Origin of the sequence: Paenibacillus abyssi, from assembly GCF_014640295.1 — a bacterium.
GTDB classification, from domain to species: Bacteria; Bacillota; Bacilli; order Paenibacillales; family Paenibacillaceae; genus Paenibacillus_D; species Paenibacillus_D abyssi.
Genome location: NZ_BMGR01000016.1, coordinates 112853 through 127335 on the forward strand (window position 1 = coordinate 112853; position 14483 = coordinate 127335).

At 49.4% G+C, this 14483-nt stretch carries 15 protein-coding genes; 1 reads left to right on the forward strand and 14 read right to left on the reverse strand.

Going from position 1 to position 14483, the window contains the following annotated elements; translation table 11 throughout:
• Positions 1 to 187 precede the first annotated feature (187 nt).
• The 5 genes from icd to IEW11_RS20985 form a co-directional block, all read right to left on the reverse strand.
• The gene (gene icd, locus IEW11_RS20965; protein WP_188533032.1) at positions 188 to 1483 is read right to left on the reverse strand and encodes an NADP-dependent isocitrate dehydrogenase; all 1296 of its coding nucleotides are present in this window, start codon (positions 1481 to 1483) and stop codon (positions 188 to 190) included.
• Between the two features lie 156 nt (positions 1484 to 1639).
• Positions 1640 to 2752: a citrate synthase gene (gene citZ / locus IEW11_RS20970; protein WP_188533033.1), complete on the reverse strand. Its 1113-nt coding sequence runs from the start codon at positions 2750 to 2752 to the stop codon at positions 1640 to 1642.
• Between the two features lie 520 nt (positions 2753 to 3272).
• Entirely contained in the window at positions 3273 to 3392 is a 120-nt protein-coding gene (locus tag IEW11_RS20975) for an AgrD family cyclic lactone autoinducer peptide (protein WP_188533034.1), read from the reverse strand.
• 5 nt (positions 3393 to 3397) lie between these two features.
• Positions 3398 to 3913 carry an accessory gene regulator B family protein gene (locus IEW11_RS20980; protein WP_188533035.1) on the reverse strand — a complete coding sequence of 172 codons (516 nt, stop codon included), beginning with the start codon at positions 3911 to 3913 and terminating at the stop codon, positions 3398 to 3400.
• Complete coding sequence (locus IEW11_RS20985; RefSeq protein WP_188533036.1) at positions 3913 to 4572, reverse strand: hypothetical protein; 660 nt, start codon at positions 4570 to 4572, stop codon at positions 3913 to 3915. The genes IEW11_RS20980 and IEW11_RS20985 overlap by 1 nt, the downstream gene beginning before the upstream one ends.
• 181 nt (positions 4573 to 4753) lie before the next feature.
• Between IEW11_RS20985 and IEW11_RS20990 the strand changes: the two genes are divergently transcribed.
• Positions 4754 to 6274 (forward strand): Ppx/GppA phosphatase family protein, encoded by a 1521-nt coding sequence (locus tag IEW11_RS20990; protein WP_188533037.1) that lies wholly within the window; start codon positions 4754 to 4756, stop codon positions 6272 to 6274.
• On the opposite strand, the gene ppk1 is transcribed toward IEW11_RS20990, so the two are convergent.
• The 9 genes from ppk1 to IEW11_RS21035 form a co-directional block, all read right to left on the reverse strand.
• The gene (ppk1, locus tag IEW11_RS20995; RefSeq protein WP_268237429.1) at positions 6262 to 8355 is read right to left on the reverse strand and encodes a polyphosphate kinase 1; all 2094 of its coding nucleotides are present in this window, start codon (positions 8353 to 8355) and stop codon (positions 6262 to 6264) included. The two genes, IEW11_RS20990 and ppk1, sit on opposite strands and share 13 nt — an antisense overlap.
• A 32-nt stretch (positions 8356 to 8387) precedes the next feature.
• Positions 8388 to 8783, reverse strand: coding sequence for an FxsA family protein (locus tag IEW11_RS21000; RefSeq protein ID WP_229725533.1), 396 nt, complete (start codon positions 8781 to 8783; stop codon positions 8388 to 8390).
• Positions 8780 to 9274, reverse strand: coding sequence for an acyl-CoA thioesterase (locus tag IEW11_RS21005; RefSeq protein ID WP_188533039.1), 495 nt, complete (start codon positions 9272 to 9274; stop codon positions 8780 to 8782). The genes IEW11_RS21000 and IEW11_RS21005 overlap by 4 nt, the downstream gene beginning before the upstream one ends.
• Positions 9275 to 9372: 98 nt before the next feature.
• A complete protein-coding gene (gene pyk / locus IEW11_RS21010; RefSeq protein ID WP_188533040.1) occupies positions 9373 to 11127 on the reverse strand; it encodes a pyruvate kinase in 1755 nt (584 codons plus the stop codon).
• A 94-nt stretch (positions 11128 to 11221) separates the two neighbouring features.
• Positions 11222 to 12217 (reverse strand): acetyl-CoA carboxylase carboxyltransferase subunit alpha, encoded by a 996-nt coding sequence (locus IEW11_RS21015; RefSeq protein ID WP_188533041.1) that lies wholly within the window; start codon positions 12215 to 12217, stop codon positions 11222 to 11224.
• On the reverse strand, positions 12207 to 13073 hold the full coding sequence (gene accD, locus IEW11_RS21020) for an acetyl-CoA carboxylase, carboxyltransferase subunit beta (protein WP_188533042.1): 867 nt from the start codon (positions 13071 to 13073) through the stop codon (positions 12207 to 12209). Before accD ends, IEW11_RS21015 begins: the two co-directional genes overlap by 11 nt.
• Before the next feature lie 115 nt (positions 13074 to 13188).
• On the reverse strand, positions 13189 to 13377 hold the full coding sequence (locus IEW11_RS21025; RefSeq protein WP_188533043.1) for a glutamate decarboxylase: 189 nt from the start codon (positions 13375 to 13377) through the stop codon (positions 13189 to 13191).
• A gap of 105 nt (positions 13378 to 13482) precedes the next feature.
• Positions 13483 to 13977, reverse strand: a complete 495-nt coding sequence (locus IEW11_RS21030; RefSeq protein ID WP_188533044.1) for a phosphatidylglycerophosphatase A family protein — start codon at positions 13975 to 13977, stop codon at positions 13483 to 13485.
• 149 nt (positions 13978 to 14126) lie between these two features.
• Positions 14127 to 14483 (reverse strand): hypothetical protein (locus IEW11_RS21035; RefSeq protein ID WP_188533045.1); only part of this gene is annotated, 357 nt, incomplete at its 5' end.

The following is a 14483-nucleotide window of genomic DNA, read 5'->3' on the forward strand; positions in this document are numbered from 1 at the left end:
TATGTGTTGAAAAACAGGTAACTCTGATAAACGGAACGGAGAGCGGAAAAGCTGCTGAAAAGTTTACGTCCTGCCTTTGAACTCGTATCGCAACCGTAATTTCAATCAAAGGATACGAGTTCAAGAGCAGGTGGAAGCAGCTTTCCGACTCGCAGTTCCAAATTCAATCAGAGTAAACTTTCATAAACTACATGTTTTTGATGATTTCGTCAGCGAATGCCGAGCATTTTACTTCGGTCGCGCCTTCCATCAGGCGGGCAAAGTCGTAAGTAACGGTTTTATTGTTAATGGAAGTTTCCATTCCTTTATAGATCAGCTCAGCAGCCTCCAACCAGCCAAGATGCTCAAGCATCATAACGCCGGAGAGGATAACCGAACCTGGGTTAACAACGTCTTTGTCGGCATATTTAGGCGCTGTGCCATGTGTTGCTTCAAAGATCGCATGTCCAGTCAGGTAGTTGATGTTCGCGCCTGGAGCAATACCGATACCGCCGACTTGAGCAGCCAGTGCGTCGGACAAGTAGTCACCGTTCAGGTTCAATGTTGCGATAACGTCAAAATCAGTTGGACGGGTCAATACTTGCTGCAGCGCGATATCAGCGATCGCATCTTTAACGATAATCTTGCCTGCTGCTTCTGCATCCTTCTGCGCCTGGTTAGCCGCATCTACGCCTTCTGCGTCTTTAATGCGGTCGTATTGGCCCCATGTAAAGGTTTTGTCGGCATATTCCTGCTCAGCCACTTCGTAACCCCAGTTTTTGAATGCACCTTCTGTGAACTTCATGATGTTGCCTTTGTGTACCAAAGTAACCGACTTGCGGCCGTGCTGGATCGCATACTCGATTGCCGCGCGGGCCAAACGCTTGGATCCTTCAGCGGATACTGGCTTAATGCCGATACCGGATGTTTCAGGGAAGCGGATTTTGTTTACGCCCATTTCCTTTTGCAGGAATTCGAGCACTTTCTTCACTTCTGCAGAACCTTCTTGATACTCGATACCTGCATAGATATCCTCCGTATTCTCACGGAAAATAACCATATCGACCAGTTCAGGGCGTTTTACCGGGGAAGGCACGCCGTCAAAGTAACGAACCGGACGCAGGCAAACATACAGGTCAAGCTCTTGACGAAGGGCCACGTTCAAGGAACGGATCCCGCCGCCGATTGGCGTAGTCAAAGGTCCTTTGATAGCTACGATGTACTCGCGAATTGCTGTCAATGTATCAGCAGGCAGCCACTCTCCATATTCGTTGAATGCTTTTTCGCCGGCAAATACTTCATACCACGCAATTTTCTTCTCGCCTTTATAAGCTTTCTCCACCGCTGCGTCCAATACGCGTTTGGAAGCGCGCCAGATATCGCGGCCTGTACCGTCTCCCTCGATAAACGGAATAACCGGGTTGCTTGGAACCTGCAGCTGACCGTTCTCAATCGTGATTTTTTCACCTTCGGTTGGCATTGCGAACTTTTCAAATGTTGACATAGATGATAATCCTCCTCGTATTCAATAATATAACCTAATTACATAGTTTGACGGGAGCCAAGGGAACGGTCGTGATCACGCTGCCCGGCAACCCGTCATAGTTCGGCATTAATGGTGCTTGGAAGACCGTTCCGCCGAGTTGTGTTTTGGTAAAAATTAGCGCTCATTAATCGGAACATAGCTTTGGCTGGCTGGTCCGGTGTATTCAGCGCGCGGACGAATGAGACGATTATTCTCATACTGCTCCAGGATATGCGCGGTCCATCCGGACAGACGGCTGATCGCGAAGATCGGTGTAAACAAATCACGCGGAATCTTCAAGGTTGTATAAACGGACGCGGAATAGAAATCCACATTCGGCTTCAAGCCTTTTTGGCCGGTAACGAGCTCTTCGATTTTTACGGACATTTCGTACAGTTCCATGTTACCGGTCAATTTGCCCAGTTCACGGGACATCTTTTGCAAATGTTTTGCACGCGGGTCGCCGTTTTTATATACGCGATGCCCGAAGCCCATAATTTTTTCTTTATTGTTTAATTTATCATTGATGTAAGACTCGACGTTTTCAAACGAACCGATTTCTTCCAGCATAACCATAACAGCTTCATTAGCGCCGCCGTGCAAAGGTCCTTTGAGTGCGCCGATTGCCGAAGTGACTCCGGAATAAATATCGGAAAGTGTAGCCACGGTTACACGAGCAGCAAAGGTGGATGCGTTGAGCTCATGGTCGGCATGCAGAACGAGTGCCTGGTCAAGCGCTTTCACCGCGATCTCATCCGGCTCTTCCCCAGTCAGCATGTAAAGGAAATTATGCGCAATCGATACGCCTGCTTTTGGCGCGATTGGCTCTTGCCCCTCACGAATACGTGCAAATGCTGCGATGATTGTCGAGAGCTGTGCCTGCAGCTTAATCGCTTTTTTCAGGTTCGCTTCAACTGACATGTCATTTGCCGCGTCATCATAAAGCGCTAAGCTGGATACGGCGGTACGCAGCGCAGCCATGGAATTGGTGTCTTTAGGATATAGTCTGATTTGCTCGATTACCTGCCCGGGAATTGCTGCATAGGCGTCCAATTCGCTGCGAAGTCCTTCCAACTCGGATTGTGTCGGCAGCTTGCCGTACCAGAGCAAATACGCGACCTCTTCGAAAGTTGCATGTTCCGCAAGCTCGTCAATGTTGATCCCACGATACGTCAGTACACCGTCAATAATCGAGCTGATCGACGAAGTTGTGGCGACAATCCCTTCCAGACCTTTGGTTGCTGTCATATTTCTCTCTCCTTTAACGTCGAATTGGCATGAAATTCCAAGTTTAGTCATTTCGATTCCATTGCGTCCTATTAATAATAAAGTATTTTGACAGGGATGTGAACATAAACAGGCATAAAAATGCTTTATCAGTATCATAATTTTTCTTTGTCGTTTTTGTGAAAACATGGTTCAAATGCCTATTTCACTTGAATTCTTTATGCCATCAAAGTTAAGATTTCCCCATTTTATTGAATTATGTAACATTGGTAAAATGCAATTGTGGTTTCATAAGGCTCCGAATAGCCTGATAACTAACCGTACGATGCGATCTGATGCAGGGAGGGTTATTTGTCATGCTCCTTTCCAGTATAACATTGTTGACTTTAACCATAAACAGACCGCACCTTCAAAAGATGCGGCCTGTTTATGGTTACTATCATATTTATACGATCTGAATCGATTGAAGCTCTGAGAAAAACTTGTCGAAATGCTTGCCGGAAAATGTCTTGTGTGGACAATGATTTTGTTTAGATTTTGATTACAGAAGCTCTTTAGGTGTTTCCGGCTGGTTGATGTATGCCCAGCTAGCTGTGCTTACAACCAATACTGCTGCTCCTGCAAGCGCGGTGGCCAGCAGTGTATAGAATTTTTTTCTCATGCGTATCACCTCCCTCTTTTAATTAACGTCAATGTTTGGGTGAATAATGCCGCAGCCAGAACTGAATACCCAATGAAAAAGCTTATAACAATCATGAGAGCAGAAATTACTTTAAGCAGAGGGAAGTACTTGCTATTAATTCGTGTTTGCTTTTCGATCCTTGAAGGTGCAAATAGTAGAGCCAGGAAGAAGGCTGCAATATTAAGGAGCATTGTTATGGTAGAAGAAAATTCTGCGAAGGAAATCAATGTAATACCAGCTGTGGAAACAAAGATGCACATCATACCAGATTTAAGATGAATCCCACCGGAGACTTGCCTCAGTGCAGCAAAAGAAATGAGTGCCACTAAAGCTTCTGAGATCCTGCCGGTAAAAATAGATACAACTATCGAAAACCCAATTATCGATGCGGTATTAATAAAAAGCGATATTGAATATTGCAGGACTGCGACACTGGCCGGATGTTCTGGCACTTTCGACTTGATGCCAACCGCAATCTTATTCGAAATGGCATCTATCATCAATTTTCATCAGCCTCTTTTCTAATTGAATAATAAAGAAATACGGTTAAGGCGACCATAAAGCCAACTAAGTTGGCAAAAACATTTAAAATGTACATCATTAGTCCTAACAAAATGATAAAGATACTAATCGATACTATTACTAGAGCATGTTCCCATTTAAACCGAAGCCTTTCAAAATCGAATGTAAAACCGCTTCCTCTTCTATACAGCAACCAACCAATCAATGTAACAATTACACCAGTTAACAATTGAATTATGTATCCTTTTAAAAGATCTGTTTGAGCCTCTTCTATCGTGAAAAGCACTGATAGCAGTAATGATTGAATAACGATAAATCCAGCATATCCAACGATAGTCATAATAAAAGAAAGTAAAATTGGTATTCGTACAATGGTTCTAAAAAACAGAACCGAAACCAGCAAATTTATGACGGGCGCTATATAAGATAAAGACTCTATTTCGGCTCTGGTCAAATAATTTTGGAAGTTTATGATCTCGATGATGATTAATGAATGCCAAAAATATCTTTTGAAATCAAACCTGAAAACATACAAGGATAACGCAAAAATTGAAAGACCTTCTATTGTCGAGAATAGCATGAACCCTAAGAAGTTTAACAAAATAGAAGCACCTCCTTCCCTTCCAATTTGCGTCATCCTTCCCTACTAATTACCAAGATTGTGTATTGATTATAAATATATCGATTTTTCTGTATGAAAAACAAGTATTTTTTGATTTATAGTGCCTTTTAACCCGCATTTCTCGATATTACGGACTGTTGTGGTAAAATAACACTACACGATCGAACACGACGCCAATTTCTACGGAGGTACTTTTATGAGGGAACAACGCATCGGCATCATTGATATCGGCTCCAACTCCATACGCCTTGTCATTTACGAGCGGACCACTAATGGTGCCCACCGCGTCATTGAAGGCAGTAAACGCCCGGCCCGATTGAGCGGAGAGATCGACGCGGGGGGCAATTTGTCTGTGCATGCGATCGATAATCTGGTCGATATTTTGCGTCATTTTCGGCTCATTTGCTCTCACCAGCACACTTATACCATACGCGCGGTAGCCACAGCCGCCATTCGTAATGCCGCTAACCGGGACGATATTTTGAATCGGCTCGATAAGGAGGCCGGACTGCGTGTCGAGCTGCTCTCCGGCAAGGAAGAGGCGGAATTTGGATTTCTGGGCATGATCAACAGCATGGATATTGAAGACGGCTTCCTTGTTGACATTGGCGGCGGCAGCACTGAAATCTCATTATTTCGCAACCGCAAGCTTTTGCGCAGCGTTTCCTTTCCGTTCGGCTGCGTAAATCTGGCCAGAGCTTTCATGGACAAAGGCATGATGAACGATTCGAGTCTGCAGGCTCTGGAACTTTATGTGAAGGAAGCTTTCGGCCAAGAGCCGTGGATTGCGGAGAATGAGGGCTTACCGCTCGTAGCGGTAGGCGGAACTGCCAGGGCATTCGGTAAAATACATCAAGCCCAGCATCACTATCCGTTTCAGCAAACCCATAACTATCCGATCGCTAAGCAAAGCGCAGACTCCTTATTCAGCGCGCTGCGCTCTTTGCCTTTAGACAAACGGAAAAAGTTCCCCGGCTTGTCCAAAGACCGGGTTGACCTGATCGTTCCGGGTTTAGCTGTATTGCGCCTAATCTTACAGGGCTGCAAGGCATCGGAATATATCATATGCGGGGCAGGCCTGCGTGACGGATTGTTCTATACATCCCGCTTTACGGAACGGCCGCTGCTGGATGATGTGCTGGCCTATAGTGTCAATAATCTGTGCGCTCTGCATCCCGAGCCGCCTCAGCAGCATATCAGCCATGTTAATGTGACAGCTATGATGCTGTTTGATACGCTGTCCCTCCGATATCCGCTGCCGGAACGCTCCCGCAGCTGGATGGACGCGGCCTCCATGCTGTTCCGGATCGGCGCCAGCATTGATTATTATCAATACGCAAAGCATTCATTTTATCTGATCGTCAATTCTCATCTTAACGGGCTGTCACATCGTGAGATTCTCATTGTCGCAGCCATCGCTTCGTTCAGAAGCAAGAATAAAGCCCGGCAGCATCTGAATGATTACAAACAGCTGTTGGAATCATCCGATCTGGAGCTTATTCTGCGTCTGGGGACGCTGCTTCAATTGGCGATAGCGCTCGATCGCAGCGAGGCTCAATCCCTGCAGCGGATGCGCCTGGAGGCAGTAGAAGACAAGCTTTATATCCAACCGCTGCTCGCTTCAGACAAGTTAGAGGTCGAACGCAAGGAAGTGGACGCGCTTGCGGACGACTTTAATAAAGTATGGGGCTTCATTCCCGTGCTTCAGTCAATATAATCTTTCCACTTCGGAATATCTGTGGCCTCAAACTGGCTGCGGAACGGGGAAAGCTTGTTGCGGACAGGTTCATACATGCCGCTCGGCTGCAGCTCCCGCGCTTTCACGTTATCGTTCAAGTTCAGCTGCAGAATATTGATTAATATTTTTCGCAGCGAGGCGTCAAACACCGGGCACATCAGCTCGATCCGCCTCGTCAAATTTCGGGTCATCCAATCCGCACTGGAAAGGTATACCTCTTCTTCGCCGCCATTATTGAAATAAATGATGCGCGAATGTTCGAGAAACCGGTCAACGATGCTGATGACACGTATATTTTCACTGCGTCCAGGTACGCCAGGACGCAGACAGCATACGCCGCGAATGATCAGCTCGATGCGAACGCCGGCTTGCGACGCCTCGTACAATTTATCGATCATGTCTTGATGGGAGAGAGAGTTCATCTTTGCAATGATACTGGCCGGGCGTCCGGCCTTCGCATGTTCCTTCTCCCTGTCAATAAGGTGGAACAGCTTGTCCTTTAGATCGGTGGGCGCAACGGCAAAGGCTTTCCAATCATGAGGGGCGGAGTAGCCAGTCACCTCATTGAACAGGGCGGAGGCATCTACGCCGATGACCGGATGGGACGTGAACAGGCCGACGTCCGTGTAGAGCTTCGCGGTACTGCCGTTGTAGTTGCCAGTGCCCACATGGACGTACCTTTTGAGCACATCCTCTTCCCGTCTGACCACCAGCAAAATCTTCGCATGCGTTTTTAACCCGACTAAGCCGTAAACAACATGACAGCCCGCCTTTTCCAATTGTCTTGCCCATGCGATGTTGCGTTCCTCATCAAACCTCGCTTTAAGCTCCACGACTACCGTTACCTGCTTGCCGGACTCCGCCGCCTTGGCAAGCGCCTGAACAAGCACGGAATCCCCGCTTACACGATACAATGTCATTTTGATCGCCAGCACGTTCGGATCATCTGCAGCCTGCAGCACAAAATCATTCACAGCGTCAAATGATTCATAGGGATGATACATCAACACATCGCGCTGCCTGAGCACCTCGAACATATCGTCAGCCTCATCAAGCTCACGGGGATATACCGGTTCGATCTTCTCATAACGCAGGCTGTCCCTGCCTGGAATCGAACCTCCGAATTTCATCAGAAAGCTAAGATCGAGCGGACCGTCAATCTCGATAATGTTGTCCCCGATCTCCAGCTCTTCCTGTAAAATTTGCAGAGCATAGGGGTGCATGCCTTTATCGATTTCCAGCCGCACCGGCATCCCCCAACGCCGGCGGCGCAGTTCCTTTTCAATCTCCTCCAGCAAATCCTCCGCGCCTTCTTCATTCAACGTTAGATCGGCATTCCGAGTCAGCCGAAACGGATGAACAGCGATCGGCGTATAGCCGTTGAAGAGCGTGTTGATATGCTTTTCGATTAATTCCTCCAATAATACAAATTCAATCTTCTTGCTGTTCGTTCTTCCCGGAACCAACACAAAACGGGACAAAATCGACGGGACCTGTACAATCGCGAACAGCGGAGCCTCGTCGGAATCATCGTCTGCTTTGCGGAGCAGGACGGATAAATACAATTCTTTGGTATGAACGAGCGGAAAAGGACGGCTTTGGTCCACAGCCATCGGCGTCAACACAGGGAATACGATTTCCCGAAAGTAAATTTCCATCGCCGATTCCTGGGTAGGCGTTAGATCCTCCATCGATTTGAAGCAGATTCCTTCCTTAGCAAGGCCCCGCAGCACCTCGCGATACATGCGGTATTGATCCGTCACCATCTGGGTTGTGCGCTTCATCAGACGTTTCCACAACCCAGCCGGCGAGTAACCTGTAAAATCCGTCTTCGTGTAACCCGCCTTGATTTGATCCTGTATACCGGCGACACGAACACTCATAAACTCATCCAGATTGCTTGAGACAATAGCTAAAAATTTAGCTCGCTCCAGCAGAGGAGTATCGGGGTCCTGCGCTTCATCCAACACCCTTCGGTTAAATTCGATCCAGCTTAAATCCCGGTTGACATAGTGGGACAATTCCTTGTTCATTTTCTCTGCCTCCCTGTTATGCCCCATTATTCTTTAGTGCTGCTAGTGCTGCCCGTCCTTTACCAACGACGGATGGTGATGCCGCCTCCGCCATTCCTCATCTTACGTTCAAGCCAGCCAAGGATGATGTTGCGGAAGAACGGACGGGTGAGTGGAAACAACAATATAAATCCGAACAAATCGCTTAAAAAACCAGGAGCCAGCAGCATGATTCCGCCCAGCAGCACGCACAGGCCATCAAGCAATGTACGTCCGGGCGGCTGTCCCATCTGCATTTGACGGTTGACCTCCAGCCATACCTTCCTGCCTTCGCGTTTCGCAAGATAAGCGCCGACGAATCCGGTCAATAGGATCAGTCCGAATGTTGCAAACGGGCCAATCCACGCCCCCATACGCAATATACCCCAAATTTCCAAGGCCGGCACAACAATGATTGCGATGATGAGCCATTTCATGATGACGAGTCCCCTCTCATCCCATTAATTTCGATAGTCTTTTGTATCAGAGCATAAAGCTCTGGGGCTATTTTATCCACCCGGGCAGGACGCCAATCCTTGCCGATCCATACATGTCTCGTACCGCCCTTTACGAGCAGTTCACCTGGGAGTTCACCATCCGCACAACGTTCCGGGATCGGTACATGCTCAGCAACTTTTCGGATTTCCGATTCAAACGCCAGACGAATGGTGGAATACGAAACAATACGGGTACAAATGACAATACGGTCATCATACCGTGCCGGTTGCAAGAATCGGCAATCCAGCTCTGTGACCGGAAGCAGCAGGCCTGATCGTTCGATGTCCTTATACGGAAAGCCCGCCTGGCGGATCAACTCTGTACGGCCGATCTCGAACCAATTCACATAATTGCCATGAAAAACGACCGCCATCTGATCGGTTTCTTGATACCGGACGCGCAGCAGGTGCAAATACCAATGAGAGGCCATCTGTCATTTCTTCCTTTCTGCAGGCAGCAGTTGATATACAGCAGGAGCGACGGCATTGGCACCATCGCTCCTGTGTATACATCGTATTTATTCTTAAATTAAAGTACTTTAGCTTGTCCGGAGTAGATCACGCCAACCTCGGCGTATACCGTTACTTCCATGCCATCCTGAAGTAAATCAAACGCATTGTTTACACCCAGTACGACAGGAAGTCCCAGATTCAATCCAACGACCGCTGCATGGCTTGTAATTCCGCCTTGAACGGTAATCAAGGCAGCTGCTTTTTCAAGCGCAGGCATAAAGTCTTTGTCCGTAGCGCTCGTTACCAGTATCGATCCTTCGACCGTTTTGGCGATCGCTTCTTCCGCTGTACGCGCCACTACGATTTTACCGGTTGCGCTTTGGCTGCCAATCCCTTGACCTTTAGCCAGCAGGTCGCCAACATGGTGAATCTTGATCAGGTTTGTTGTTCCGGAACGGCCTACCGGCACTCCAGCTGTAATAATTACCGTATCACCCAGTTTAACGAGACCGGACTCGATGCCACCCTGAACCGCGATGTCGAACATCTCGTCGGTTGTTTCCGCTGCTGTCCCATGGACAGGGATAACGCCCCATGTCAACGCCAGACGGCGCATTACTTCTTTGATCGGCGTAACGGCGATGATCGGCGCTTTTGGACGGTATTTGGATACCATTCTAGCTGTATAACCACTCTCAGTCGACGTAATAATCGCTTTAACATCCAGATCAAGCGCGGTATTAGCCACCGATTGGCTGATTGCTTCAGTTACGGAAGTTTGCTGTGCGTTGGCTTGCTTCGTGAAGATTTCGCGGTACTCAAGAGCCGATTCAGCACGCTCGGCGATACGCGCCATCGTCAATACGGATTCCACAGGATATTTACCTGCAGCCGTCTCACCGGACAGCATGATCGCGTCTGTACCGTCAAAAATGGCGTTTGCCACGTCACTAGCTTCTGCGCGGGTAGGGCGCGGGTTGCGCTGCATCGAATCCAGCATTTGCGTAGCGGTAATGACCGGTTTGCCGGCACGGTTACACTTCTCGATCATTTGCTTCTGTACAAGCGGCACTTCCTCCGCCGGAATTTCCACGCCAAGGTCACCGCGGGCAACCATCAAGCCGTCGGATACTTCCAGAATCTCGTCAAGGTTGTCAACACCTTGCTGGTTCTCGATTTTGGAAATGATTTGAATGTGGCTTGCATTATGCTTCTCTAACAATTCACGGATTTCCAGCACGTCGCTCGCTTTACGCACGAACGATGCGGCGATGAAATCAACGCCCTGCTCGATTCCGAATATGATATCGTTTGCGTCCTTTTCGGTAATGCCCGGCAAGGAGATATGTACGCCCGGCACATTGACGCCTTTTTTGCTTTTGATTTGTCCGCCGTTTACAATTTTACAAATAATCTCCGTACCTTGTACCTCTTCAACCGTCAAACCGATCAGACCATCGTCGATTAGAATCGTCGACCCCACGTTAACATCGTTCGGCAGGTTGCTGTACGTAATCGGAACGCGGTTGCGGTCTCCCAGGATCTCTTCTGTCGTCAAGATGAGCCTGTCGTCTTGATACAGCTCGATTGGCTCCTCTTTCAATTTGCCCAGACGAATCTCAGGACCTTTCGTGTCCAGCAGAATCGCAACTGTCTTACCAAGTTCTTCGCTGGCTTTGCGGATATTTTTGATCCGGTTGCCATGCTCCTCGAAATCGCCATGAGAGAAGTTGAGACGGCCAACGTTCATCCCTGCCAAAATCAATTTTTTTGTGTTTTCAAGCGATTCACTCGACGGGCCGATGGTGCAAACAATCTTTGTTTTACGCATGTTTAGGTTTCCTCCGTTTTAACTATAGAAAGCTACTTTGTCTGAGATAAAATTACACGATTCGACGTTGAATGTACAGTATATTTATAAAATTTTAGACATTCGCTGATTCAACAGACGGCTCCTCCGCACGTTGGATCGTAGAAAAAGTGCCTATTTTACGGAATTTTTGATAACGGTCTTCAATTAATTCCTCGGCAGAAAACCGGGACAGCTCCTGCAGGTGCCGTGTCAAAGCTTCGCGAATCGAGTCGGACTGCTGATGTAAATCACGGTGCGCTCCGCCTTGCGGCTCAGGGATAATCTCCTCGATCACTTCGAACTCCAGCAGATCCTTTGCCGTAATTTTCATCGCTTCGGCCGCCTGATCCGCTTTGGAGGCATCCTTCCAAAGAATCGATGCGGCACCATTCGGCGATATAACCGAGTAAATGGCATTCTCCAGCATCAATACCCGGTTGCCCACGCCAAGCGCAAGCGCGCCGCCGCTGCCGCCCTCTCCAATGACGACACAGATGACAGGCACGCCAAAAGTAGCCATCTCGCGCAGATTGCGCGCGATCGCTTCCGACTGACCGCGCTCCTCAGCCGTATTGCCGGGATAGGCGCCTTTCGTATCGATAAAGGTAATAATCGGCCGTTTAAACTTGTTGGCTTGCTGCATGAGCCGCAGCGCCTTACGGAAGCCTTCGGGATGGGGACTCCCAAAAAAACGGGCGATATTGTCTCTGGTATCCTTGCCGCGCTGATGGCCGACCACCGTTACCGGGACGCCGCCAAGCTTGGCCAATCCACCGACAATCGCCAAATCATCGGCGAACAAACGGTCGCCGTGCAGCTCGATAAAATCGGTAAAAATCGTCTGGATAAAATCCAGTGATGTCGGACGCTGCTGATGACGCGCCAGGTGCATCTTCTGCGCAGGCGTCAGCTCGCTGTACAATTCATCTTCCAGCTGCTTGTAGCGCTGCTCAAGACGGGAGATTTCATCGGAGAAATCAATTCCCTTCTCTTCGCCGAACCGCTTCAGCTCGTCAATCTTCTTGCGCAGCTCCGTAATCGACTTCTCAAACGGAAGTTCAGCCGCCATGAGACAATTCCTCCCTTACCGTATGCATATCAAGCAGCTTGGTCAATGTCGATTTCAGCTCTTTGCGGTGAACAACCTTGTCTAATTGACCGTGCTGCAGGTTAAACTCAGCTGTCTGGAAGTTATCAGGGAGCTTCTGGCGGATCGTCTGCTCAATAACGATGCGGCCGGCAAAACCGACCAAAGCACCGGGCTCGGCCAAATTGTAATCGCCAAGCATTGCAAAGCTCGCCGTAACACCGCCCATCGTCGGATCGGTCAAGACGGAAATATAGAGTCCGCCTCCGCTTTGGAACCTCGCGAGGGCTGCACTTGTTTTGGCCATTTGCATCAAGCTGAGAATGCTCTCCTGCATGCGTGCCCCACCGGAGGTGGAGAAAATAAGCAGGGGCACCTCTTTGACCATTGCGTGTTCAATGGCACGCGTTATTTTCTCACCGACGACCGATCCCATACTGCCGGAGAAAAAATCAAAGCTCATCACTGCGACAACGACCGGAAAACCGCCGATCTTGCCTTCCCCGGTAATGACGCCATCGAGCAGCCCGGAATTTTTCTTCTGCTGTTCGAGTTTGGTTGCGTAGCCGGGAAACTCCAGCGGATCTTCCGACACCATGTCTGCATCGTATTCCGTAATGGCCCCGTCATCGAGGATCATCTGGATACGTTCCCAGGCATTGAGCCGGAAATGATGCCCGCAGGAGGAGCAAACCTTCAAGCTCTTCTCGAGCTCCTTGCTGAAATGAATCGTTCCGCACTTGGGACACTTATTCATCAGCCCCTCCGGAATGTCCCGCTTGGGACGCTCCGATGGGATTGTCGCATATTTCTTCTTGTGAAATAAATCCTTAAACATGTATGACACCTCTTGGGGGCGCAAAAGTATTGTGACGAAGCCGGGCCGGCCGCCGCTCCTTCAAGAGCGCGCTTGTCCGTACAAGGCCGGGCTGTCGTCACAACCGGGGAATTGTTCATGAATGGAGAATGGAATTCAGCACTTCCTGCACTTCCTCGAGCTCGCCGGAAGGTACTAATATCTCATACTGCTGTTTGGAGAGGTTAATCGGACGGACCTGTACTAGAAAACCCTCTTCAGTCAGGCGTTTATTGATGGTCTCCGCAATTCTGGCTGTTGGCGCAATATAGATAACCGTCCACATGAAAGGTACCCCCTAAAACGTCTGGACCATGCCGCATAATGCCATAATGATATCATAAGTTCTCTTTTCATCGCAACAAATCACGGCCGCTTATCTTATAAGCTGCTAGAATGGATCAGGGGTTTCGTACAGCAGCGCCTTCGGATCCTGGTGCGCGATCCGAGCTGAAGCAGCAGCCGCCAATCCTGCGATCAAATCATCCAAAAACACATGGATGCGCGGGCCTTTCATGTTGAGATGTTTAATAATCCCGGGCTTGACTTTATCTAAATAACCGAAGCTTGTCAACCCGATCATACCATACACATTCGTAATTCCGAGCGCCATCGTCTCGTCCACGCCATAGAGCGATTCATCAGCTTCCATGATCGCCTGGAGCGGCTCCGGCAGCAGCTTTTTCTCGGCCAGCTCATCAAGCGCGATCCCCGTGTAGAACACATATTGCACTTCACGTTTGACCAGCACCGCGCGCACGCTCTCCAAGCAATCCTCCATCTTCAATGCCGCATTGTAAGGATGCTGAAGCATATAGACGATCTCTGCAACATCCTCCACTTTGACGCCGCGCCGCTCGAGCAACAACTCTAAACCTTTCGACATACAACCATTCCTCCCGCATGCGACAAAAATATACGAAGCTGCTGTCGACGGATCCGGCTTTACGCTGACTGCGAAGCTTGTATTGTCTCCTAAATGTATGCGGGAGCACAGCCTATTGTGCATAAAAAATGATGCGGGCCAGCCCGTCCTTATTTAATTACAGCGCTGCCCGGCCCGAGCAGCTTCTCAATCTTGCCAAGCAGCTCCCGGGAAGGCTTCACCCGGTATTTATCGCTAAGCGCTAGCGTACGCTGCTGGCGCTCGTAGAACAGAACGGTGTCAAGCGGTCCGGCATGCGCCTCCAGCAGCGCTTGCAGCCGCTCAAGCCGCTCGGCCTGCTCGTGGCCTGCGGTGATCTTGACATAGAGCCGCTGCCGCTTCGCGCCGGCAGCGGCAGCCCCTTGCGGCGCCGCTGCGCGAGGCGCCGCCTGCTGCGCCGGCGTGCCGGCCGCGGGCCGCTGTGCGGCGGACCCGCGCGGCGCTGCCGGCGCAGCGGCGGCCACGGC